14 protein-coding genes are annotated in these 24,306 nt (G+C 70.6%); 5 read left to right on the top strand and 9 right to left on the bottom strand.

The genetic code is table 11. The features are described 5' to 3' along the window. Positions 1-502: 502 nt before the first annotated feature. The 3 genes from OG252_RS01980 to OG252_RS01970 all read right to left on the bottom strand — a co-directional run bounded on the left by OG252_RS01980 (position 503) and on the right by OG252_RS01970 (position 2,949). Positions 503-856, bottom strand: coding sequence for a hypothetical protein (locus OG252_RS01980; protein ID WP_329333198.1), 354 nt, complete (start codon positions 854-856; stop codon positions 503-505). Positions 857-1,102: 246 nt separating this feature from the next. Then, entirely contained in the window at positions 1,103-2,659 is a 1,557-nt protein-coding gene (locus OG252_RS01975; RefSeq protein WP_329333196.1) for an amidase, read from the bottom strand. After that, complete coding sequence (locus OG252_RS01970; protein ID WP_329333194.1) at positions 2,659-2,949, bottom strand: hypothetical protein; 291 nt, start codon at positions 2,947-2,949, stop codon at positions 2,659-2,661. The genes OG252_RS01975 and OG252_RS01970 overlap by 1 nt, the downstream gene beginning before the upstream one ends. Positions 2,950-3,795: 846 nt before the next feature. Here OG252_RS01970 and OG252_RS01965 point away from each other — a divergent pair. Then, positions 3,796-6,561, top strand: a complete 2,766-nt coding sequence (locus tag OG252_RS01965) for a tetratricopeptide repeat protein (protein ID WP_329333192.1) — start codon at positions 3,796-3,798, stop codon at positions 6,559-6,561. Here OG252_RS01965 and OG252_RS01960 read toward each other — a convergent pair. Beyond that, complete coding sequence (locus OG252_RS01960; RefSeq protein ID WP_329333191.1) at positions 6,512-6,814, bottom strand: hypothetical protein; 303 nt, start codon at positions 6,812-6,814, stop codon at positions 6,512-6,514. The two genes, OG252_RS01965 and OG252_RS01960, sit on opposite strands and share 50 nt — an antisense overlap. Before the next feature lie 361 nt (positions 6,815-7,175). Between OG252_RS01960 and OG252_RS01955 the strand changes: the two genes are divergently transcribed. Both OG252_RS01955 and OG252_RS01950 read left to right on the top strand, forming a co-directional pair. Beyond that, entirely contained in the window at positions 7,176-9,353 is a 2,178-nt protein-coding gene (locus OG252_RS01955; RefSeq protein WP_329333189.1) for an outer membrane protein assembly factor BamB family protein, read from the top strand. A gap of 1,696 nt (positions 9,354-11,049) precedes the next feature. After that, the gene (locus tag OG252_RS01950) at positions 11,050-12,114 is read left to right on the top strand and encodes a LacI family DNA-binding transcriptional regulator (protein WP_329333187.1); all 1,065 of its coding nucleotides are present in this window, start codon (positions 11,050-11,052) and stop codon (positions 12,112-12,114) included. On the opposite strand, the gene OG252_RS01945 is transcribed toward OG252_RS01950, so the two are convergent. The 4 genes from OG252_RS01945 to OG252_RS01930 form a co-directional block, all read right to left on the bottom strand. After that, the gene (locus OG252_RS01945; protein ID WP_329345060.1) at positions 12,077-13,477 is read right to left on the bottom strand and encodes a glycoside hydrolase family 32 protein; all 1,401 of its coding nucleotides are present in this window, start codon (positions 13,475-13,477) and stop codon (positions 12,077-12,079) included. The two genes, OG252_RS01950 and OG252_RS01945, sit on opposite strands and share 38 nt — an antisense overlap. 20 nt (positions 13,478-13,497) lie before the next feature. Continuing rightward, the gene (locus OG252_RS01940) at positions 13,498-14,358 is read right to left on the bottom strand and encodes a carbohydrate ABC transporter permease (protein ID WP_329333185.1); all 861 of its coding nucleotides are present in this window, start codon (positions 14,356-14,358) and stop codon (positions 13,498-13,500) included. 77 nt (positions 14,359-14,435) lie between these two features. After that, the gene (locus OG252_RS01935; protein ID WP_329333183.1) at positions 14,436-15,446 is read right to left on the bottom strand and encodes a carbohydrate ABC transporter permease; all 1,011 of its coding nucleotides are present in this window, start codon (positions 15,444-15,446) and stop codon (positions 14,436-14,438) included. Next, the gene (locus tag OG252_RS01930) at positions 15,443-16,852 is read right to left on the bottom strand and encodes an extracellular solute-binding protein (protein WP_329333181.1); all 1,410 of its coding nucleotides are present in this window, start codon (positions 16,850-16,852) and stop codon (positions 15,443-15,445) included. Before OG252_RS01930 ends, OG252_RS01935 begins: the two co-directional genes overlap by 4 nt. A 209-nt stretch (positions 16,853-17,061) precedes the next feature. Between OG252_RS01930 and OG252_RS01925 the strand changes: the two genes are divergently transcribed. Then, a complete protein-coding gene (locus tag OG252_RS01925; RefSeq protein ID WP_329333179.1) occupies positions 17,062-18,639 on the top strand; it encodes a glycoside hydrolase family 32 protein in 1,578 nt (525 codons plus the stop codon). A 698-nt stretch (positions 18,640-19,337) separates the two neighbouring features. Here the strand turns inward: OG252_RS01925 and OG252_RS01920 are convergent. Then, positions 19,338-21,032, bottom strand: a complete 1,695-nt coding sequence (locus tag OG252_RS01920) for a M4 family metallopeptidase (RefSeq protein ID WP_329333176.1) — start codon at positions 21,030-21,032, stop codon at positions 19,338-19,340. 318 nt (positions 21,033-21,350) lie between these two features. Here OG252_RS01920 and OG252_RS01915 point away from each other — a divergent pair, with 318 nt between their 5' ends. Then, positions 21,351-23,306 carry a M28 family metallopeptidase gene (locus OG252_RS01915; protein WP_329333175.1) on the top strand — a complete coding sequence of 652 codons (1,956 nt, stop codon included), beginning with the start codon at positions 21,351-21,353 and terminating at the stop codon, positions 23,304-23,306. The last annotated feature ends 1,000 nt before the right edge of the window (positions 23,307-24,306 follow it).

The following is a 24,306-nucleotide window of genomic DNA, read 5'->3' as shown; positions in this document are numbered from 1 at the left end:
GGCCCGTGGTCCGAGGCGTCCGGCGGCCAGGGGCCCCCTGAGCACCAGGGCGCTCTCGCGAACACGCGTCCGCCGATGTCGATCACGGCCGTCGGGCCGGACAGCCCTGTGCTCATCGCAACCCTCGCCGAGCGCTGCTGATCGTTTCGCTCACGCCATTGACGCTAATGACTGCGCAGCCGGCGATAGGAGATGAGTGCAGATCCAATGAAGGTGCGTGCCGCCGATCAGGCGGTGAGTATGAGCCGGTCATGGCACAGGCATGGTGGATGCGGGTGCACTCAGGTTGTTCGTACCAGGCGCAGTAGGCTTCGAAGTCGCCGTTGGCGCGGACGGCGCGCAGCTTGAGGAGCACTGACCAGGACCCAGGGGCGCCCGGTGATGTCCACCCGGTCTGTGACCGGTTGGCGGCGCATGCTCCTTCGATGATGCCGGTGGCGATCGGCCACCGCTTTTTCGGCGGTGTCATGGCGCGGGTATTGGGCCTTGTTGGCAAGGTGGCTCACGGCCTCATGGATGCCCCTGCGTTTGGCGCAGCACAGTCTTGCAGTGCGGGCCGGGCCTCGAGCGCGGCGGTGGTCTTCTGCACGTCACCGGCCAGGAGGGGCGGGCGTGGCGGGCGACCCAGGTCTCGGCGTAGGGCGCGCCGGTGTCGCGTAGGCACCAGGCTGCGCCACAGATGCTCGAGCACGTGGATCAGGTCGACGATGATGTGGATGTCCGCGCCGCGCTGCCCTGCTTCCGCCTCGATGAGGTCGATCTGATGGTGGGCCCCGTCGACGAGAACGACCCAGGGCCCGCGGTGCTCGGCCTGGCAGAACGCGTTGGCCACCACCTCGGCGGCGGTGTTGTTCACTGAAGCGCATACCTGTTTTCAAACTGGCCTTCGGCCCGGGCGGCGCTCGAGGGGCTCGGGATGGGCGGTGCCACGCCGGCCGGGGACGTCGAGGAAGTCGTCCGCCGTGCGCGGCGCGGGCCAGGAGTCGTGGATGGCTACCAGGAGGGCCATCCGTTTCCTGCTGTGTTTATCTCCGGACGCCGGCTGGGTCTTCATCGTGTTGCCCCCTGGCCGCACCCGACGCACGGCGCACGGTGCGGCGCGCTACGCCGACGTGGCCGCTGCCTCCTCCGCCGAGAGGCGCGGGCGGGTTGTCGACGCCTTGAGCCGTGCCTGGCTTCCGGCCGGGTCCGCCGGGCGTCGGGTGTGCCAGTCCGTGACCGCCTGGTAGGCCGCGGCGACCTCCAGGAGGCGGTCCTCCTCGTACGGCTGTCCGCCGAGGATGACGCCTGCCGGGACACCGTCGCCGTCGAAGCCGATCGGGAAGGCGATCTCGGGCAGGCCGAGGATGTCGAAGGGGACGGGGGAGGTCTGGAGGAGCACGTCGCACTGGTTCAGCACGCCGTCGAGCACCTCCCTCACCAGGTGGTTCTTGGCGCGCTGGGCTGTGATCCACTCGTCGCCCGAGAGCATCAAACCCTGCAGCCAACTCAGCAACGACACACCGAACTTGGCCGGATCGGCGCGCAGCCAGTGCCGGAACGGTTCCGTGCGCTCGCAGAGCCGTGCCGCGTTGAAGGTGCCGGTGAGGAGCGCCCAGTCGTCCGGGTACTTGACCTCGACGAGCGTGACACCGGGGATCGCGCCGAGCTGGTCGAGGAAGGCGCTGCGCAGCTCTCGCCGGTCGGAGAGGAAGTCGGCCGGCACGCCGACCTTCGTGGCCCGGCGTACACGAAGTCCCTTCGTTCCGACGGGCGTTGCCGCCCTGATGAGGTCGGGTACGTCCGGCAGCCCCAGGGTGCGTGGGTCACGGGCGTCCGGCCCGGCCATCACCTGGAGCATGATCGCCGCGTCCATGGCGTCCCGCGCCAGCGGCCCCGCGTGGTCGCGGGTGAACGACAGCGGTATGACGCCGTGCAGGGAGACTCGCCCCATCGTGGGCTTCAGCCCCGTCAGGTTCTGCTGGTTGGACGGGAGCACGATCGAACCGCCGGTCTGGGTGCCGATGGAGGAGGACGCGAGCCGTGCGGCCACCGCGCAGGCGGGTCCCGTGGAGGAGCCGCCCGGGTCGACGGACGGATCGTCGGGCGTCCACGCGTTGACCGTGGTCACGGTGCCGTTCGGCGTCGTGGCCCGGGTGGTCGCCAGCGGACCCATCTGTCCCTTCCCGAGGAGGATCCCGCCCGCCTGCCGCAGCCGGGCCACGGCGGTCGCGTCCTCGTCCGGCACGAAGTCCTCGAAGATGAAGGAGTTGCAGCGCGTCGGCACGCCGTCGGTGAAGTAGTTGTCCTTGACGCACAGGGGAATGCCGTGCAGGACACCCCGCGGGCCCTGGCCCCGGTCCGCCTTGCGCGCGGCGGCGAGCGCGGCCTCTCCGGTGACCTCCGCGTACGCCTGGTACACCGCGTCGTACCGCTCGATCCGCTCAAGGTACGCCTCGGTGAGCTCCGTCGCCGTGAGCTTCCCGCGCCGCATGAGTACGACGGCCTCGGCGAGGGTGGCCTCGGAGGGGTCGTTCCGTGCGGCCTGCCGTACGTCGACGTCGGGGACGCGGGGCGTGGCGGTGTAGGCCCGGGCCGGCGTCGCCGACAGCACCACCCCGCCCGCCACCGCGGCGGAACTCGCCAGGAAGACCCGCCTGTTGAGTGCCCTGTCCGCCATCACTCGCCCACCTTCCCGGTCCATGCCTCCGCGATGGACGGGTAGAGGAGGGGAGGTGCCTCCTGCTGGGCGTACGCCGGGCTCTCGGCGGACGGGGTCCACGCGGATATGGCCCCGGGGACGGATGTCACGAATGACCGCAGGTTCTCCAGGACTTGGGCCCGGGTGGGCACGCCGGTCTCGGCGTCCCCCTGCTCCGGCAGCAGTGTCAGATCGAAACCGGCGAGCGCCAGACGGGTTCGCACGAACGCGTCCAGCTCTTCCTGGGTAGGGGCTGGCACCTCAGTCAAGGTGGATCTCCTTGATCAGCACAGCGGGCTTGGGGAACCTACTATGCAATCTTGAAGAGTCAACCAACCCACGGTTCACAAGAGTTACACGGCACGGGCCTCGCTCACCGTTCCCGATCCCCCCGGATCGACCTGGCAGCACCCGCGATTCAGCCCTGCCCCGGCCCGCCCCCGGCCGTCACCTGCTCGACCGTGAAGCGGAGGGGCCGGTCCGCGCGCGGCCTCGGTGTCCCAGGCCTCACGGCTGTCGTGTATACGACGACCGGCTTGCCCATCCTTCCCCTCATGCACACGCAGGAGGTACTCGAAGAGCGCGGTGGACAGCTCCAGCCGGGTCCGCCACCGCCTGCGGTGAGCAGTTCGACCTGAACCCGGGCCCAGAAGGACTCCAGAGGTCGAAGACCTCTACCAGCGGTGTCGGTGGTTCGAGTGCTGCCTACGGCTTTCGTCGGGTCGCTGCGCCCATGAGCCGACGGCTCGCGGGGTGGTGTTCTCTGGCGCCAATTGGTCCGCGATCGGTCCGGATGGAACTCCGCAGGTCGCTATAGAGTAACGGCAAGAATTCAACTCATTACAATCATTTCGGGATATGCGCGTTCAACGGCCAAGGGGAGGCCCCTTCTTCTCAGTGCCCGGCTCCGACGCCCCACAGCAGCGGGTCCGCGGTAGGGGCGGTGCGGCGCCGGTGACCGTCCTGGACAGTCCGTCCCAGGCAGTCGGCGCGGGCTGTCCGAGCAGGTCAACTGAGGCTGCTGTGGCGGCAAACCGGTCCCCGTTGCGGGCCGGACCGGGGCGGTGCCGTCGCATAGACTCGGGTGACCAGCGTGGCGGGTGGGGGAGGCACGGGTGGACGATCGTGAAGCCGGTGATCCCAGAGTCCGGTTTGCCGCGGCGCTGACCCGGCTGCGTCGGCGGCTGCCAGACGTGTCGGACGAGACCCTGGCCCGGCGGGCCAGCGCGGTGGAGCTACCGTCCGGGCGCCGGGTCGCCGTCAACGCCCGCAGGCTCGGCGAATGGGCCAGCGGTCAGTCGGTACCGCGCAAGTTCGAAGTCGTCATGGCGTTGGTACAGGCCGTCGAGAGGGCGGCTGGAGGCGCGTCCGCCGATCAGCCCACTGTGGCGCACTGGCAGCGGCTGTGGCGTGCCGCGCGGGATTACCGGAGCAGCCCCGACCCCAACCCCAACCCCAACCCCAACCCCGACCCTGGCCAGCAGCCTCAGCCGCAGCCGCAGATCGTGATCGGCCGTCCGCCGAGTGATGCCGCCGCACTACGGCGGCGTGACGGGCTGGCCGAGAGCATCGACGCGGGCATGCGAGACGCATCCGTCCGGCAGATCCTGCTCACGGGCGCGGGCGGCGTCGGCAAGTCTCAACTGGCCTCGGCGGCGTTCCACCGCGCCAAGCAGCGGGCCGAGATCCTGCTCTGGGTGCCCGCGGGCGACCGCCTCTCGGTTCTGGGCAGTTACGCCCGCGCATGGCGGGCGCTGTCCGGGGCGCGCCTCGCGGGCATCGCGGGGAAAGTCCCCGCGCCCGGCACCGACCCTGGCGGGGACGACGAGACCCAGGCCGACCTGTTCCTGGCCTGGCTGAGATCAACCGCCACTCCCTGGCTCGTGGTCCTCGACGACATCGACGACCCGGGCGAACTGGCCGGGCTCTGGCCCGCCGGTGACGCAGGCCGGACCGTCCTGACCACCCGTCGGCGGGACGCCACGCTGCTGCGCCCGGGGGTCCGGGTGATTGCCGTCGGCGTGTTCACCGCCGACGAGGCCACCGCTTACCTGGCCGACCGGCTGCTGCTCGACCTGGGCCCGGCCGCCGGGCACCACGGGCCCCCGGCGCACCGTCGCGAGGATCTGGCGACCCTCGCGACAGCCCTCGGCCACTTTCCGCTCGCCCTTTCCCAGGCGGCCGCCTTCCTCATCGACACCGGCATGGACCTGCCCGCGTACCTGAGCCTTCTGGCAGACCGGCGGGAGAGCGTCGCCGGTCTGCTCCCGCCGTCCTCCCCCGCGGACGAGCACGGCGGCACGGTGACGAGCACCCTGCAACTCGCCCTCGGGCGGGCGGAGTCGCTGGCACCGCCCGGGACCGCCCGTGCCATGCTCGAACTGATCTCGATGTTCGCACCCGACGGCATTCCCGACGCGGTACTGCTCGGTCCGGGGGCGCGTGACTGGCTCGGCGGTGGCCGCGTCCCGCAACGGGGTGTCCTGCTGGCGTTGCGGGCACTGCACCGGTTGAGTCTGGTCACCCACCATGGACCTGCCGGCCGGGCGGTCGTCGAGGTGCATTCCCTCGTCCAGCGCGCGATCCGCGACGGTGTACCGGCCGACCGCCGCGAGCGGCTCGCCACGGCCGCGGCCGACGCGCTGGAGGAGCTGTGGCCCGCACCGGACTGCGCACCGGAGACGGAGACCGCCCTCTACCGCAGCGCCGAAGTGCTGCTGGCGAATGCCGGCGGTCAGCTCTGGCACGGCGGTGGCCTGCATCCCCTGCTCCGCCGCTTCGGGCCGCATCTGACCGCTCTGGGCCGTCCCGCCGCGGCCCGGGACATGGCCCAGGGCCTGGCCGACCAGGCCCGGCGGCGGCTGGGCGACGGCCACCGGGACGTGCTGACGCTGCGTTCGCAGGCGGCCCAGGCCGGGGGCGACCTCGGGGACACCACGGCGGCCGTCCGGTCACTGGCGGAGATCAGGCGCGAGGCGGAGGACAGCCTCGGCCACGCGGACCCGGACACGCTGTCCATCCGGCTGCACGAGGCGCGCTTCCGGATGGAGTCGGGCCTCATCGACGCCGCGCTGGCCGACTTCGTCACTCTGGCCGCCGAGGCGCGGGCGACGCTCGGCGCCGGTGACCCGCTGGTGACCGCCGCCGACGAATACGTCGCGCTGTGCCGCGGACTCTCCGGGGACGCCCACGGCGCGCGCGTCGCGTACGCCTCGATCGCCCGGGAACTGGAGCGGGACCTCGGGCCCCGGCATCCGGCGACGTTGAAGGTCCTCACCGACCTCAGCCGGTGGATCGGGGAGACGGGTGACGTGCGGCTGGCTGTCACCACCTATCAGCAGGCGGTGGACGGCCTGGTCTCCGTCGTCGGCCGGCTGCACCCCGAGACCCTTGTCGCCCGGCACAACCTCGCCTACTGGCACGCGATCGCCGGCGACCTCGACGGGGCGATCGAGCAGTTCGTCACAGCGGCCGACGACGCCGAACTCGCGCTGGGCGCCGAGCACCCCACGACCCTGACCTACCAGGTCAACCTGGCCTTCTGGCGTGGCGTCGCCGGCGACACCGCCGTCGCGCAGGGCCGACTGGAGTGGCTCCGGCGGACCTTGGAACGGGTCCTCGGCGCCGACCACCCGCGCACCCTGCGGGCCCGGCAGCAGCAGGCCGAACTCCTGCACCGCGGCGGTGACCACGCCACCGCCGCAGACCGGCTCGCCACCCTGCTGGACGACATGATCCGGGTCCAGGGCGCCAACCATCCGCGTACCCGGGAGGCCGGCCAACTGCTGACGCGGTGGTCGCAGGAACCGGCCGTCGCGGTCTCGCAGGACCTCAACGCGACGGAGAAGGTACCGCAGGCCGCCGCCGACGGACAGTCCTGACCACCGCACCCCCCGCCACGGCCGAGACCGTGCCGCCGATCGCCACCGTGATGTTGAGACGCTCGCGGTCCTCGACCCTCCGAAGGTACTCCCTCGCCTGCGCCTCGCCCTCGGGCGAGAGCTGGAGGTCATAGAGGTAATGCTCGGCCAGCCGCCGCTCGTCCTTGTTCACATACGTCAGCAGGCTCAGCACGGCGAACGCGACACCCACCACGATCATGAGTACGCCCACCACGGACACGGTCCTGCGCATGATGCCTCCCTGATGGCGGCGGCCGGAAGGTTGCCGCTGCCGTGCCTTGAGGCTGCCGAACCTAGGGCCGGGGCCCGTTCGCTGTCCCTCGCCGAACCCGCCGGCATCTACATCGGACCAGGCCAGGAGCGGGATCGCGGCCCCCGCTCCGGCCCGGTACGGGAGGCCGGGTGCCCCCGGTCGGCGCTGGGTGCCATCGCGTGTTGCGGAAGGCTGGGTGCGTGCGGGGTCGGGCGGGGCGTTGGCCGTGTCGGGGTGTGCCGCCGGAGCCAGTTGTGCATGTGCGGGGGATGGTGTGGGATCTCGACAGCGGCGGCCCGTGGGGGCGTTGGGGCGTGGGGACGTGGCAGGGGGTTGTCGGGTGGAGCCGTTCGAGGCGCTGGAGGCGGGGGATCCCCGGCAGGTGGGGCGGTACCGGATCGTGGCCCGGCTGGGCGCGGGTGGGATGGGCCGGGTGTACCTGGGGCGCTCGCCCGGCGGACGGTTCGTGGCGGTGAAGGTCGTACGCCCGGAGCTGGCCGAGGACGGTGGTTTCCGGCGCCGGTTCGCCCGGGAGGTGGCCGCCGCCCGCCGGGTGAACGGGGCGTTCACCGCGGGCGTGGTCGACGCCGATCCGGACGGATCACCGGCATGGCTGGCAACGGTGTACGTGCCCGGGGTCCCGCTGGGTGATGCCGTGGCAGCGCACGGACCGTGGCCGCAGGCCGCGGTGTTCGCACTCGGGGCGGGACTGGCCGAGGCTCTGGAGGCCATCCACGCGGCCGACGTGGTCCATCGGGACCTCAAACCGTCGAACATCCTGCTCGCTGCGGACGGACCGCGAGTCATCGATTTCGGGATCTCGGTGGCGGGCGAGGCCAGCGCGCTCACCAGCACCGGCACGGTCGTGGGCACGCCGGGGTTCATGTCCCCCGAGCAGCTGACCGGCAAGCCGGTCGGACCAGCGAGCGACGTCTTCGCCCTGGGCGCGGTACTGGCCTTCACCGCGACCGGGGCCGGGCCGTTCGGGACCGGCTCGGCGCACGCCCTCAGTTTCCGCGTCGTGTACGAAGAGCCCGACCTGCACCAACTGCCGCCAGTCCTACGGACCCTGGTGGCCTCCTGTCTGGCCAAGGAGCCCGGCCGGCGGCCCACGGTGACCACGCTGCTGCACCAGCTGGCCGATACCTCCGACGGCCAGCCGGCCGTCCCCCGGACAGTCACCGAGTCCGGCTGGCTCCCCGAGCCGGTCGCCGCGACCGTGCACTCGCGCAGCATCGCCGCGCCGCCGCCGGCGGCTCCACCACCCGCATCGCCCGAGACATCCGAGCCCCCGCCCACAGAGCCGGTGCCGGCAGAACCCGGTGCCGGCCTGCCGGAGCGCCCAGCACCGGCCCTGTCGAGGGAACAGCGCGGCTTCGTCCTCCCGCCGCCCGCGCCGCGGCTCAAGTCCCGGCCCTCCGCGAACGCTGCGGGACGCCCGCCCGGGATCACCCGCAGACAGACCCTGCTCGGCCTCAGCGGCGCCACCGCCGCAGGACTCGGCTTCGTCGGCTGGAAGATCCGGGGCAGAGGTTCCTCCGCCCCCGGCGAGCAGCGGTGGCTGTTCCGCGCCGGTGACTCCCTGGACTCGTCGTCGGCCGTGGCGGGCGGCGTGGTGTATGTCGGCTGCAACGACGGCTACCTGTATGCGGTGGATGCCGCGACCGGCGAACAGCGGTGGAAGTTCCGCACCCGCGACAGAGTGGGCTCGTCGCCGGCTGTGGCCAACGGGATGGCGTTCGTCGGCAGCTTGGACGGCTACCTGTACGCGGTGGATGCCGCGACCGGCGAGCAGCGGTGGAAGTTCCGCACCGGCCGCATCGTGTCCTCGTCTCCGACCGTGGCGGGCGGCGTGGTGTATGCCGGCAGCGTCGACGGCGACCTGTACGCGGTGGACGCCGCGACCGGCAAACAGCGGTGGAAGTTCACTATGGGCGGCATCGTGGGCCCGCCGGCTGTGGTCGGCGGGGTGGTGTATTTCGGCAGCGTCGACAGCAACCTGTATGCGGACGGCAGCCTGTATGCGGTGGACGCCGCTTCCGGTGAGCGGCGGTGGGAATTTCCCACGGACGGGGGCGTGTCCTCGTTGCCGGCTGTGGTCGGCGGGTTGGTGTATTTCGGCAGTGCGAAGGGCTACCTGTACGCGGTGGATACCGCGACCGGCGAGCAGCGGTGGAAGTTCCGCACCCGCGACAGTGTGCTCTCGTCGCCGGCTGCGGCCGGCGGGTTGGTGTATGTCACCAGCTACGACCACAACCTCTATGCGGTGGACGCCGGCACCGGTGGGCAACGGTGGAAGTTCGGCACGGGCGACGTCGTGTCCTCGACGCCGGTCGTGGCGGGCGGCGTGGTGTATTTCGGCAGCGTCGACAGCAACCTGTACGCGGTGGACGCCGCGACCGGCGAGCAGCGGTGGAGCTTCCGCACCGCCGGAGAATTGTACGAGGACCCTGCTGTGGCCGACGGGGTGGTCTATATGGCTTGTGGCAGCGTTGGACTTTATGCGGTGACGCTGTAGGGGCCGGGACCATGTGGCCGACGCGCGACGGCAGTCATCGGCCGGCGTCTGCATGTGCGGAACCGCGCATGAGTGACGTGTGGAGGTCCGACAACTGCTGTGCGTAGGTGTTGAGGTGCGGCGTAGGTGGCCCGGGTGGCCAAGGGGTGGCCGGACGCCTTTGGACGGTGCAGCACGAGGTACTGGCGCCCTGCACGGCGCAGGTGGTCCGATCAGGCACAAGGGCATCCCGCAGCATCAGTCGCGACGAGGCGGCGTGATCCCTGGTGCCCTCGTCATGCGTAGGTCTCGGGTTCGAATCTCGAAGGGGCGGCTCTGTGAAAGCCCCAGGACTCACTCGCCGTGACCTGGGGCTTTTGCTTTTTTCGGTGTTCGGTGGGTGAGCGGACCGGCCGGTGAAGGTCGGGCCGCGGACCTGGGGTTTCCTGCTCCTGCTGCCCCTCACTGGGCCTCGGCGCGGCCGGACCAGCTCCGAGGCCCGCTCACCGGGCGGTACGGTCAGCAGCGAGTCCAGCACTGCCCGCTGTCCGACGCTCAGCAGCCGGTACAGGGTGTCCCACGAGCGGCTGGTTCGCAGCGCCCTCCACGAGCGTCAACGCACTCACCCCGCCAACCCCGAGGGCGACCGGCCATGCTGCCCGTCAGCTCTCGTGAACTCCGCACCCGGCTCCGGGCTTTCGCCCTGTCCCGACCCCGCCAGGACACCGACCCGGCCCACGCCCTGGGCTGGTCGAACTGGCGCCGCCGTCCCCACCACCGCGCGACTGCCTGCCATCGCCGCTGGAACGAGAGCACCGCAACAGCTGCCGCATGACCAGGAACCTCTGTCACGAACTACAGTCGCCGTGTCAGGTGCCATTGAGGGGCCACAAGGACAGGGACACCTTGACAAGCACCGCACAGGACTGGCACGGATCAGCGTGTCTGACCTGGGAAAACGTCAAAGATGAGCATTGATCGGCAACGACCGCCAAGATCCCTGGCGGACTCATAACCCGTCGGCCGTGGGTTCGAGTCCCACCCGCCCCACTTGTGCAGGTTGATGACCTGGCGAAACGTTCCTCGTCAGGTGTCGGACCGTCTACTCCCGCTCAACAGACTGGTCTGACCTGCGCGTATGCGCCCGGAAACGTAGCTGTGAGGCGTGTTCTGGTCGGCTCTGTGTCTCGTACATGCGGATGGCGACGATCAGGCCGGAGACGGCGGTGAGGGCGCGACGGCGAAGCCGCCGTCGCGCCACCGGCGGTAGACCCCGACGGCGCGGGCGTGCCTTCGCGGTCCGTCTGCGGTGCGCACTTCAACCCTCAGCACGTCGAGCGCCCGCCGGCCCGGCGTCAGCATGCGGTCGAAGAGTTCGATGGGGGTCCTCTGGGTTGTGGACCGCTCGGGATGTGCCTGAGCCATGGCCGGTAAGTGGTGAGGAAACGGCCCGAGAGAAAGCGGCCCGAGAGAAAGCGGCCTCGCAGGGAGCCCTCGACGGTTGTCGGGGGCGGTCGAGGCCGAGTCTCGTTGAGGCGTGCTGCCAGCTGCGAGGGACGGCGGTCGGACGTCCACGGTCGCACGGCGACCTGCCCCCGGCGTGCCGAGGTCAGCGGCTGTTCCACCGCGGTGTCCCATTCGGTCTGCGGCGGCGGGCTCCGCAACATCTTCCGCGGGTAGGCTCTGCCTGATCAGGCGAAGTCGGCGGGGACGAGGCATGGGCGGGGTCGAGAAGACGCGGAATGGCGGGGCCGAGCGGGCGACCTCGCGGGATGTCGCCCGGCTCGCTGGGGTGTCGCACACGGCCGTGTCCTTCGTCTTCAACGGGCGTGCCCAGGGCAACCTCTCCGCCGAGACGCAGGAGAAGATCCGCAAGGCGGCCGAACAACTCGGCTACCGGCCGAACGCGGTCGCCCGCGGCCTGCGCCGGCGTCGTACGGCCGTGATCGGTCTGGTCACGGACGAGATCGCCACCTCTCCGTTCGCCGGGCGGCTGCTGCGCGGGGCCATGGACATGGCGTGGAGCAGTGAGCACTTGGTGCTCACCGTCGACTCCGGGCAGGACCCGGTCGCCGAGGACGCGGCTGTCGCCGAACTGCTCGACCGGAGGGTCGACGGGATCATCTACGCCGCGCTGTCGTTGCGCCGTGCCCGAGTCCCGGAAGGGCTGCACCGCACGTTCGCCGTGTTCGCCAACTGTCTCCCCGAGGACGGCTCCCTCCCGGCCGTCATCCCCGCCGAGCGGGCCGGTGGCCGCAGCGCCGCGCGCGTCCTTCTCGACGCGGGCCACCGCCGTGTCGCCCTGGTGGGCGGTCTGGACGACATCGCGACCGCGGAACGGCTGCGCGGCTTCCGGGACGCGCTGCGGACGGTGGGGCTGACGGCTGGGAAGGACTGGGTCGTGCGGACGGGAGGGGAGATCTCCGCCGGGTACCAGGGCGCGCTGCGGCTGCTGGACGGTGTTCCCGCCCACCGGCGACCCACGGGGATCGTCTGTTACAATGACCGGGTCGCCGCGGGCGTCCTGCACGCCGCCGCCCGCCTGGGCCTCGACGTGCCCGCCGAGTTGTCCGTCGTCGGCTATGACGACCAGGAGCACATGGCGGCTTTCCTCAGCCCGCCCCTCACCACGGTCGCGCTGCCCCATCGCGCGATGGGAGAGACGGCCGTCCGCCTGCTCCTGGACGCCATCGACAGCGGGACCGCGCCGCCGGTCATCACCCGGCGGCTGGAGTGCCCCGTCGTCACGCGGGGTTCGGTGGGACCAGCTCCCAGCCCGTGACCTCGACGTCCGTCCCCGTCACGGTCAGCTCCGCGATGTCGTCGTCCCGTCGGTACACCCGTTCCGTGGCCGTCGCCCGGTCACCCGCGAACAGTTCCAGCAGGGAGCCGTCCACGAGGATCCGTACGGTGAGGGTCTCGCTCGGCGGGGTCGGCAGGACCAGGAGGGCCGTGCCGTCCGGGCGGGAGCGTGGCCAGGCCGTGCGGTCCAGGGTCACCGTGCCGGACGCCGGATCGAGTCGCACGGTCAGTTCGGCCCCGGACGTGGCCCGCAGCAGACTCACGGTCGCCGCCGAACGGGCAGACACCAGCAGGTCGTACGCGAGGGGGAGTGGCCGGTGCGGTCCTGGTGCGGCCGTGAACGGGACGGCCGCTCGCAGGAGTTCGAGCTCCGGAGCCGGTACGACCCGTAGCGTGCCGTCCTCGTGGGTGTCCATCACCCGGGGTGCCGTGAGGACGCCGGACCAGCCCGCGCGGTCCACCTCCTCGGGCGGGCGTGACTCCCAGGACCAGCCCCAGAGCAGGGCGCGGCCGGACTCCGTGTCCTGGAGGACGGAGGGGGCGTAGAAGTCACGGCCGAGGTCCAGCGGGCCGCCGCCCGTACCGGCCGCGAACCTCGGTCCGCCGTCCGCCTGCACCACCAGACGGCCCGTGACGTACGCGGTGCTCAGCGGGTCGCCGTCCCACAGGGCCACCGCCAGCACCCAGTCGCCCCTGGGGGTCACCCACAACTGCGGGCACTCCCAGCCGATCGCCCGCCTGCCGAAGGCGCGGGCCGCCGCCGGGTCCCGGCCGTCCAGCAGGACCCCGGCGAACCGCCAGTCGTACAGGTCCTGACAGTCGTACACCAGGACGGACGGGGTGCCGTCGGCGTGGCCGGCGCCCATCAGCGCCCAGCGGCGTCCGGCGAAGCGGAAGACGAAGGGGTCCCGGAACATCGTCACGTCCAGGCCGGGTGGTGGGCCGGCGACCACCGGCACCGGCAGTTGCTTCCACTCCTGGAGGCCGTCGTCCTCGGCCACGGCGAGACAGATCGCGCTCAGGCCCTGGTGGTCGTGGTCGATCCCGGAGTACACCGCTGTCGGTACACCACCGTCGTCCACCACGCAGCCGGACCAGCAGCCCGCCTCGTCCGGGCCGTCTGGCGTGGGGCGCAGGGCGATCCCATGGTCGTCCCAGTGGGCGAGGTCGGGGCTGGAGGCGTGGCCCCAGTGGACGTTCGTGTGCACGGGGGCGTCGGGGTTGTGCTGGTAGAAGAGGTGGTATCGATCGCCCCAGCGGAACGGGCCGTTCGGGTCGTTCATCCAGTTGGCCGGCGGGCGGACCCTGAAACGCGGGCTGTTGGCGTCGGTCGACCGGCTCACGGGACTGCCTGCGGCGGAACTCAACGATTGACTCCTGCGGATGTGATGCCCTCGCGCAGAGGGCGCTGGCCGACGACGAACACGAGGACGGCGGGGATCATGGAGAGGACGACTCCGGCGAGGACGACGGAGATCGAGCCGGTGCCGAGGTTGCCCTGGAGGGAGACCAGGCCCAGGGGCAGCGTGAGGTTCTCGGTGGAGGTTTCCAGGATCAGCGGCCGGAAGAACTCGTTCCAGTGGTAGTTGAAGGCCAGCACGCCGACGATGGCGAGACCGGGGGCCGCCAAGGGGGCGTACACCGACCGGAAGACGCGCCACGGACCCGCGCCGTCGATCATCGCCGCCTCGCCCAGGTCCTTCGGCATGCCCAGGAAGTACTGGCGCATCAGGAAGGTGCCGAAGGCCGTCGGGAAGGCCGGGACGATGAGGCCGAGCAGGGTGTCGGTCAGACCCATCGTCTTCAGTTCCAGGAAGACCGGGACCATCGTGACCTGCAACGGCACCATCATCGTGGCCAGGACCAGCGCGAACAGCGGCGTCTTGAAGCGGAATTCGAGGCGGGCGAAGGCATAGCCCGCCAGGCCCGCGGTGATCATCTGGCCGGCCGCGATCAGCGCGGTCACCAGGGTGGAGTTCAGCGCGTACAGCCAGACGTCGATCTGGTCGAAGACCCCCCGGTAGGCGTCGACGGTGGGGTCCGTGGGGATGATCTTCGGCGGCAGGCCGAAGGACTCCGCCGGCGTGCGCAGTGACGTCGACACCGTCCAGATGACCGGGCCGAGCGTCAACAGGGCGCACAGCGCCAGGCCCGCGATCCGGCCCCAGGGCGCCAGGCCGTGCCGTACGCGTGACGCGGTGGGGCTCGTGCGGGGACCCGGCATCGAACCCGATACCGAACCCGAACCCGCACCCGATACCGAACCCGAGAGGGAACTCGTACTCATCTGACTCACCCGGCTCACTGGTAGTGGACGTAACGCCGGCTGAGCCGGAACTGGAGTGCGGTGACCGCCATGATCAGGGCGAAGAGCACGACGCCCACGGCGGACGCCTCGCCGAAGCGGAGCTGCTCGAAGGCCGTCTCGTAGATGACCATCACGACCGTGCGTGTCGAGTCGCCGGGACCGCCCGCCGTGAGGACGTACGGCTGCTCGAAGACCTGGAGGGCGTTGATGATGCCGACCACGGACGCGACCAGCAGCGTGGGCGACAGCAGCGGCAGGGTGATGGCGAGGTGTTTGCGCACCCCGCTCGCGCCGTCCAGCGCGGCCGCCTCGTGCACCTCTTTCGGGATGTTGTTCAGGCCGCCGACGAACAGCAGGAACGAGAAGCCGAACTGCTGCCAGACGTACGCCAGGACCACGGCCGCCATCGCCCCGTTCTCCGAGGTCAGCCAGGGGACCGAGGGGATACCGACCGTGCCGAGGAGCCAGTTCACGGGGCCGAAGTCCTGGTTGAACAGGTACTTCATCACCACCGAGATGGACGCGGCGGACAGCACCAGTGGGAAGAAGAACGCCGAACGGAACACGGACCGCAGCCACTTGGGCATCCGGCCGTTCACCGCGATCGCCAGCACGAGCGCGATCAGCAACTGGAGTGCGACCGCGAGCACCATGAAGACGAGCGTGTTGCGGAAGGAGACGAGGACCGTCGAATCGGTCAGGATCTCCCGGTAGTTGGCCGCTCCGGCCCACCGCGGGTCGTCGATCACGTCCCACTGGAAGAGGCTGAGGACGACCGAGCCGACGATCGGTACGACGGTGAAGACGACGATGCCGACGACGGTGGGCGCGAGGAACAGTACGGCGAGGAGGCGGGTGCCCCGGGTGCGGATGGTGGTGGCGGCCGTGGACGTGGACTCGGATGCCTTACGGGTCCGACCGGTCCTGCGGTTCCCGCGGTTCCTGTGGCTCATGCGGGTGCGGGCGGGCTCCGGCCCCACGGGCCTGGTCTCGGTGTTCGTCACACTTCACGCTCCATGGCCTTCTCCAGGTCCCCCTGCAGCCGGCGCAGCGCGGGACGCACCGCGCCGGGGCTCGCGAGGGCGGTTCCGGTGTGCTTGATCAGCAGCTGCTCGATCTCGTTGACCTGCGGCGGGGCCGGGATCGGGCCGGTGGTGGGGATCTTGTCGAGGGTGTCGTAGAAGACCTGCCAGTGAGCCGGTCCTGTCTCCCGGTAGCGGGCCTCGTCGACCATGGAGCGGCGGGCCGGAGTGGTCTGGTTGGCCGCGAAGAGCTGGGTCATCACGTCCTTGCGGGCGGTGTACTTGATGAACTCCCAGGCCTCGTCCCGCATCTTCGACGTGCGCAGCATCGCGTACCCGGCGGCGCCGAACTGGTGACGCCGGGTACGCCAACGAGGGAAGTACCGCACGTCGTAGTCGGCCGGTTTCATGCCCGCCTGATGCAGGCCGCCCGCCCAGAAGCCGCCCGCGGGCGTGACACCGACGCGGCCGGTGGAGAAGACGCCGACGAGGTTGCGGCCGTCGCCGCCCTCCGGCCGGGTGCACAGGTCCTCCTGGACGAGGGAGGACAGGTAGTCGTAGACCTCCGCGACGCGGTCGGAGTCGGCCAGGGGCGTCGTCCACCGGTAGCCGCCGCCCCGGCCGCGCCGCTGTGCCTCGGGATAGAAGGAGTTCCAGAGCCAGTCGCCGCCGGGGGCCTTGGACTCGGTGAGGAGGTTGGTGTCGTTGGCGAAGAGCCAGGGGACCACTCCGCCCCACAGCCGGTTGGTCCAGAAGTACGGGGTGAACCGGTCGCCGTTGCTGCGTTTCATCGCTCGCAGCAGCGTGGTGAAGTCGTCGTGGGTCCAGTCGTCGTCGGGGAGGTCGGCACCCGCGCGTTCGAGGACCCGGTTGTTGAGGTACATGTCGGCCGCGTTGAACTCGACCGGCAGCTGGTGGAGGCTCCCCTCGTACATCATCGACTCGACCAGCGAGGGATGGACGTCGGCGAAGTACGTGCGCAGCTCGGCCGCGTCCCGCTTCGCCCACCTGTCCAGCGGTACGCCGAGCCGCTGGGCGAAGAGCTGCACGCCCTCGGTGGCGACGTACACGAGGTCGGGTGCCGTGCCCGCGGCGATCTGGGTGAGGATCTTGGAGAAGAAGTCCGACCAGTCGTAGGCCTGTACGGGGTTGATGCGGATCCTGATGTCGGGGTGGGCCTCGCGGAATCCGTCGCGCAGGGCGCGCTGCGCCTCGGGGTTGAAGGCGGAGCCCAGGGTGGCGATGACGAGCGAGCCGTCGTCGCGGCCGGGGATGTCGGCGGCGGTGAGGCGGTCCCAGCCGGCCGCGACACCGGCGAGAGCGGCGGCTCCGGCGCCGTACGCGCCGTAGCGCATCAGGGCCCGTCGGGAGAGGAGCGAGTCGGTCATCGGCGAGCCTAACTCGTGTTAGCCGAAGTTTGATTCCACGATGATGAGAACCCCGCAGCGGCTCTGTCAAGGGACGTGCACGGATGGGAAGTTGCGAACGAAGCCGGTGCGCGAAGGCTTGACCTTTAACGTGTTAGGTATACGGTTCCGGTCGACATGAGCCGCGTCCCGACGACGACGTCGGGGAAGGGAGCCGCACGATGCGTGGCATGAAGAGGAGTTCGCTCGGCCCAGGGGAGACACTGTCCAGGCGGTCGCTTCTGACGGCCTCGGCCGCCGGCGCCGCCGGTGTTCTGCTGCCGGACCTCGTGAGACCGGCGGTGGCGGCGGCCCGCGAGGCGACGGCCGCGTGCACGGGCAGCTACCGCGCCGAGTACCACTTCACGGTCCCCGACCAGTGGATGAACGACCCGCAGCGCCCGATCTGGATCGACGGCGAGTACCACTACTACTACCTCTACAACCCCGACTACTCGACGGGCGGCACGACGGCCGGCACCGCCTGGCGCCTGGCCACCAGCACCGACCTCGTCTCCTTCACCGACCGGGGCATCGCCGTGCCGAAGAACACGACTCCCAACGGCGATGTCTGGTCCGGCTCGGCCGTGATCGACACCGGCAACACCGCGGGCTTCGGCGCGGGCGCGGTGATCGTCATCGCCACCATGGCGCCCGACGAGGTCACCCAGGCCCAGTACCTGTACTACTCGACGGACGACGGCCGCACCTTCACGAACCACGGCACCGCCCCGGTCCTCCCCAACCCCGGCGTACGGGATTTCCGCGACCCCAAGGTGATCCGCGACGAGGAGCACGGGCGGTGGGTGATGCTGCTCGCCGAGAACGACAAAGTCGGCTTCTACCACTCCGCCGACCTCAAGGCGTGGACGTACGTCGGCGGCTTCGTCAAAGGCGGCATCGGCGTCCTGGAGTGCCCCGACCTGTTCCGGATCAGGGCGGACGACGGGACCTGGAAGTGGGTGCTGGGCGTCAGCGCCAACGGCAAGGGCTCCGGGCTGCCGAGCACGTTCGCGTACTGGACGGGTTCCTTCGACGGTACGACCTTCACCGCCGACGCGTCCGATCCCCAGTGGCTGGACCACGGCTGGGACTGGTACGCGGCGGTCACCTTCGACAAACGTGACGCGAGCGGGGCCCTGGACCCTGACGCGCGGTACGCGATCGGCTGGATGAACCACTGGGACTACGCGAACACCACGCCCACCATCGAGTGCGACGGCTTCAACGGCACCGACTCGATCGTCCGCGAGATACGACTGAAGCACGCGTCGGGTACGTATTACCTGGCGTCCCAGCCGGTGGCGGCCCTGGACGACCATGTGTCGCGCACGGTGGACCTCGGCGACATCGCGGTCGACGGCACACGACCGCTCGACTACACGGGTACCGCGTACGAGCTGACCTGTGAGATCACCTGGGACCAACTGGTGGGCGCCGGCCTCCAGTTGCGGCGGTCGTCGGACGGTGGGCGGCACATCGACGCGGGGGTCTACGGCGGCTACGCCTTCGTCAACCGCGGTTACACCGTGAGCCCCGACACCTCCGGCCGCTGGCAGGAGAGCCGCACGCCGTTCGACCTGTCCGCCGGCACGGTCCGCCTGCGGATCCTCGTCGACCGCACGTCCGTCGAGATGTTCGTCGACGACGGCCGGTACGTGCACTCGACCGAGGCCTTTCCCGACCCGTCCGACACCGCACTGGCGCTGTTCACGATCGACGGGCAGGCGGTGTTCCGGAACGTGGTGATCCGGGAGTTCACGGTCTGATCCGACGGGGAGGTGGCCGGGGCGGGCCGAGAGGCGGCCGACGACCGGCGCGCAGCGCTGCTCGCAGGCCGCGCTTGTACGACGATGACGGCCTCGGCACTGCTCCGAGACGCGACGACGGGCCGCAGAAGACTGTCCTGACCGGGCTGCACCAAGGCTGGATCCGGCGCTGGCGGAGGCCGGCGTTTCTTCGGCCCGGCCCTACAACCGTGGCGCTGTCCTCGCAGGACCGCGACGACACCGCGTTGAGAATTCGTCCAGTGAGGGCTCGGTTGGCCGAGGCGGCGCGGCGGCGGGTTGAACTGTGCCCACCAGTGCGCCGCGTACACCTGTCCCTCACAGACGGCAGGGCCGAACCCAGGGACCGGCTGCCGACACGAGCGCCCGTCACTTCCGCAGCACGGGAGCACGGGTACGGCTACCTGATGCCCTGTACGCTGCGGCCACCCGCTGGGCGGACCTCCAAGGGCGGTCAGCCGGTGCGCGAGCCCTGCCCACCACCCCCCCCCGGAAACATCGGGCGAACGCCCCTAGCCGGCCTCAGGAGCCTACGAAGGCTGTCGGCAGCAGGTTGGGGTAAACCGGACGCGAACCGGAAATGGTCCCTGCCCTGAGCCCTCCGCATCCCGCGGTGCGGGGCCGGGCCCCTCCAGGACCCGGCCCCGCGTCCGCCCGCGACTCCGGTCCACCCGGGACACTCAGGCGATGCCCACCTTCTGATACGCCTCGTCGATCGCCGTCTGCGCGGCGGTCCGCAGCGGGGCGTTGCCGGAGAGATACGTGCTGGCGACGTCCCGCAGCGCCCGGTGCATGTCCTCGAACTCCGACTCCCTCAGCAGTCGCACCAGGGCGAGATAGATCAGCAGCGCCCACTCCTCGGCCTTGAGGACCGGCTTGCCCGCCGTGTCCACTGAGGTGAGCAGGTGGAACATCGCCTTGTTGTGGATGTTGCTGTTGGTGTGCACCCCACCGCTGTCGCGCGTCGTGCGCAGATAGTCGCGCATGTGGTCGGGATCGCCGGTCCGGACGGGATCGCTCATGTCGCGCAGCGGCAGCCCGTCGCCGCCCAGCCCGGCCCCGATCTCCCAGTTCCACGTGCGTACGTCCTCGCGGTCCGGTGCCTGGTACCAGTTGGCGATGATGACGCCCATCGTGTCCGCCAGCGACTCGTTCAGGGCGCCGGACTGGTCCTGGTAGACCAGATCGCTGGAGGTCTCGATCACCCCATGGGTCATCTCGTGGGCGATGACGTCGAAATGCCGGGCCAGGCTGACCAGGCGGGTCCCGTCGGACACCTGGCCGCACCACATCCGCCTCTTGAACCAGACGGCGTTGAACCACTCGGGTCCCGGCCCGTCCTCGTGGTAAGTGCAGTTGACCACGGAGATCAGGTCCATGTCGGCGTCGTCGATGCCGTTTCGGAACAGCTGGTCGCGGTAGAACCTCTCCACCCGCTCGGCGTTGACATGCGCCGAGACCCCGGCCCGGTGGCCGTCGCCCAAGTCCGCCTGCGGCGAGCCGATCGCCGAGGCCGGCGGCCGGGCGGTGTCGATGTCGGCGAAGTCCAGGTCGTAGGTGGCGATCTGCCGCCACTTGTCGTGGAGCAGGTACGAGCCGTCCTGCCGACTGCCCTGGATCCGCTGACGGACACTGACCTCGTCCTCGCCCTCCAACCGGGTGGGCACGGTGATCGTGGGGGCCATCCCGTACGACTTCAGGATCTCGCCGGAGTACGCGTCGACGAGGTAGCCGGTGAGCGGGCAGGCGTCGCGCGGCGACGACCCGAGACCATGGCCGCGATGGCCTTCCTCGCGGCGGTTTTCCGGCAGTTGGGCCGGCACTTCACGCACGTGCCAGGCCAGGTGCCAGTGGTCGTCCCGGCTGACGTACGCCAGCGTCGGCGGTGGCAGCTCCTCGGCGCTGATCGTGCTCCCGGTCGCCGCCCTGACCCGCTCCACGGCCTCCGTGCCCGACAGTTCCGGCACGGAGCCGACCTCGGTCACCTCGCCTAGTTTGCCGTCCATCGAGATCAGCCGCTGGTCCTCGTCCATCTCGACCAGCACCTCGGCGCCGAAGACGGGGATCTCCTGCTGGGTCTGCTCGAAGCGGACCAGAGTGGTGCCGGTGCCTGCCTGGTGGCGCTCCGTGCTCAGGGCGAGATCGGGCACCCGCTCGGGCCGGTCCTCCCGAACGGCCTCACGCAGCGCCGGCGCCTCCTCCTGCGCGAGCTTCTCGGCCAGGTAGAACCGTGCGGCGGACTCGGCCGAGTTGAAACCCCGGGGCTCAGCGCCCTCCGGGGCTCCCACCCCGCGAACCGACTCGGGCCCCGGAGGCGCGCCGCCCGCCTGCGGGTCGTCGGTGAAGTGATAGCGGAATCTTTCCAGATGCGACATGACTATGACCCCTTGCTGCGCCTCTCGCCGATTCTGTCTCGCCCCCGTGCCGTTCCCACCGTTCGCATATGCCCCCTTCAAACGTCACACCGCGGTGTGCAGGCGGCAACCGGACGGTTCGGAGCACCGGGCAACCCGTATCCCGTTCAACTGTGCGACGTTGAACGGGATCCCCCTTACGCCCCGGGATGCGGGAACGCAACCGCGGGCCGAGGATGGAGTCATCGGGAGCCTGTTCTCGAAGCAGCGTGCACGGTCGCGGGCCGCGGCGCGGGGCCACAGGGCCCCCCCGGGCTCCCGGGTCGCGGAGGAACTGAGATGCCCGTGCTCTTCTTCGACATCGGGGCGACCCTGGCGGATGGCCGACTCGAGGCCGACGGCTCGCTGACGCTACTGCCCCGGCCGCGCGTCGTCGCTGTGCTCGACTCCTTGCGTGAGGTGCCCAAGGGCATCATCTCCAACCCCGGGACGAGCGAAGGCGCAGCCGCCTCGGCTGCGGCGGCGCTTCACGAGGCCTTCCCCGGCCGTTTTCCGGACGACGGTCTCGTGCACTGGGGTCCGAAGAACAGCCGGCGGCTCTTCGACGAGGCGGTCGCGAGCGCGGCGGGTGCGGGGGCGGGAGCCGTCGAAGCCGACGAGTGCGTCTTTGTGGGGGAGGACTCTCAGGAGCGCGCGTTCGCCCGGGAAGCGGGGATGCGCACCGCGGCCCATCCCGTGTTCACCCTCGCGGCCATGGAGAACCGTCCCGCCTTCTGGACACGGATCGAGCTGCCGGAAGGCCAGGAACTGCCCGGGCTGGAGGCGGTCGCGAACGAGGCCGAGGTCGTTCCGGTGCATGTCGCCCCCGAGCGGCTCGTACTCGCCATGGCCACCACGCGCGGCGCCCAAACACTCGAACGGGCCGGATTCACCGTGGACATGCGCGGACACGTGGGGGACACGGCGGCCTTCCTCGTCCGCGACAACCGTCCGCTCCAGGTTGCCGACACCTTCGCGGACACCCCGTCCGCTACCCGCTACGCGGCCGAAACGTCGCTGCGCGCCACGGCCGTCTTCGGTTTCGTCGCCGATGAGCTGGCGGGAACGGCGACTCCGCCGGTCGCTTCGCTGGGGCCCGCACCCGGCGGTGTCTATCTTGCCGCGCCTGCCGGTACCCCGGTCGAGGATGTACACCTGCCCGGCGCGAAGCCCGGACACACCGAACGGCTGCTGCCTGACCCAGCCCTCCTCGCCCCGCGCGGCGAGGTGCGGCCCGCAGGCCTCACCGCGATGGCCGGTGACGGTCTCCCCTCCACCCGGACGATCGCCGCGGTCCGCGCGGCCGTGACCCCCGACGTGCTGCGCGGGCACGTGGCCCGCATCTCCGGGATCGAGCCGCTGGTGGCGGGCGGGTCACTGAAGGTCCGCAGCCGCGACGCATCGGCCGAGGACAACGGACGGGTCGTCGAGGCGCTGGCGCGCCGGTTCCAGGACCTCGGGCTGACGGTCCGACTGCACCCCTTCCGGTGGCGCGGACATCAGCTCTTCAATGTGGAGGCCGAGCACCGTGTCACCGGCGCCGACTCCACCGTGCTCATCACCGCGCATCTGGATTCCACCGCGGCCAATGGTGAGTTCTTCGACGCGGACGGCGAGCCGCGCCTGTACGACCCGGCCGTGGACCCGGCGCCGGGCGCCGACGACGACGGGAGCGGCACCTCGGGCGTCATGGCTGCGGCCGAGTGTCTGAAGGCGCTGCTCGAAGACGGTGGCGCGCCGATCCGGAACGTACGCTTCGTACTCTTCAATGCCGAGGAACAGGCGCTGGCCGGCAGCAAGTTCTACGCACGGGCCGCCGCTGCGGCGGGCGACCGCATCGCCGGTGTCTTCCAGATGGACATGATCGCGGGCCGGCAGCAGGGGAGCACGCCCACCGTCGAGATCCACAGCGGCTCCTCGGTGCCGGGCCCGGTCGTGAGCGCGTCCGACGCACTGGGAGGCCGTGTCGCGCGTACCGTCCCGGTCATCGACCCCGAGGTGACGGTCCAGCAGGTCACCGGCGCCGACGACCCGGCGGTGGGGCGCAGCGACCATGCGAGCTTCCACGAGCGGGGGTGGGCGGCCGTCGCCGTCTCCGAAGATCTGTTCTCCACGCCCGACGGCGCGCCCGGGAATGGCACCCGGCAGTACCACACCCCGGGCGACACCCTCCACGACCAGGACCACAGCACGGACTTCGCGGCCACCGTCGCACGATCCGTCACCGCGACCGCCTTGACGCTCGCCGGTCTGTGACCCATGTTCGCCCTCCCCGCGGGCATCACATGCGTCGGCGTGGAGAGGGGCATAACCATATGGTCGGTGTGACGGCCGTCGGCTCTGACCGCGGAGAACGCCGAGCGGTTCCGTTCCGTCCACCGGCGCGACAATCTTTCCTGCCGGATCTTCTTCGCCCACCAGTCGAACCGGTCCGGCGCCTCGCGGCGGCCGGCCCAGGCATCGGCATCGACGTCGCGATCACCGGTCGGGCCAGAGGAAGACACTCACGATGTGGAGCCCGGCCAGGTAGCTAGTCGCGGTCTTCCCGTAGCGGGTAGCGATGCCCCGCCACTGCTTAAGACCGTGTCTACGGCCTCCTCTGAGGTTGGTCAGGGGTGAGCGTGATGTCTGTGTTGCATCCGCAGCGGCAGCGCCACCGGTCGGTGGTTTTCCCGGGATAGGGCTCCGACGGCTCGAACCCGGCGGAGCGCGCCTCCGCGGCGGCTGCCGCGGGATCGGTTCGGCTGCCGGATCAGGGGCACTTCTTGCAGCCGGTGGTTCCTGACCGGATGGAGGACAGGCGCGTCGCATCTTCGTTTCCGCAGAAACAGCGGCACCGCCAACGGTCCGTGGTACGGCCAAGGTGCGGCTCCAGCGGCTCGAACCCGGCCGCGCGCACTTCGGTGGACGCACGCTCGTGGGTTGCCGAGTCGAGGGCACAGAACCGACAACCCCTCGAACCGCTGTTGACGTTGGAGTAGGTGGGGCTGGTTTCCCGACCGCATGTGGTGCAGCGGCATCGCCACGGTGCATGGCTGCCTGGGTAGGGTTCCAGAGGTTCGAGTCCGGCCGCGCGCATGGGTTCGCTGGCCTTCGGCGCGTTCGTGGCGGCTCCTTGCGCCTGGGTCTTCTTCGCCCGGCAGACGCGACAGCGCTGGCCCGCGTTACGGACAGCGAGCCCACGGCATGTGGGCCACAGGACTTGACCTCGATGCTTGTGACCATCGCCGAGCGGTATGCCGAAGGACCCATCGGT

It is taken from the genome of Streptomyces sp. NBC_01352 (assembly GCF_036237295.1).
In the GTDB taxonomy this organism is placed as follows: domain Bacteria; phylum Actinomycetota; class Actinomycetes; order Streptomycetales; family Streptomycetaceae; genus Streptomyces; species Streptomyces plumbiresistens.
Note: the sequence above shows the minus strand (reverse complement) of the source record. Positions and strands in the feature narration are given on the sequence as shown.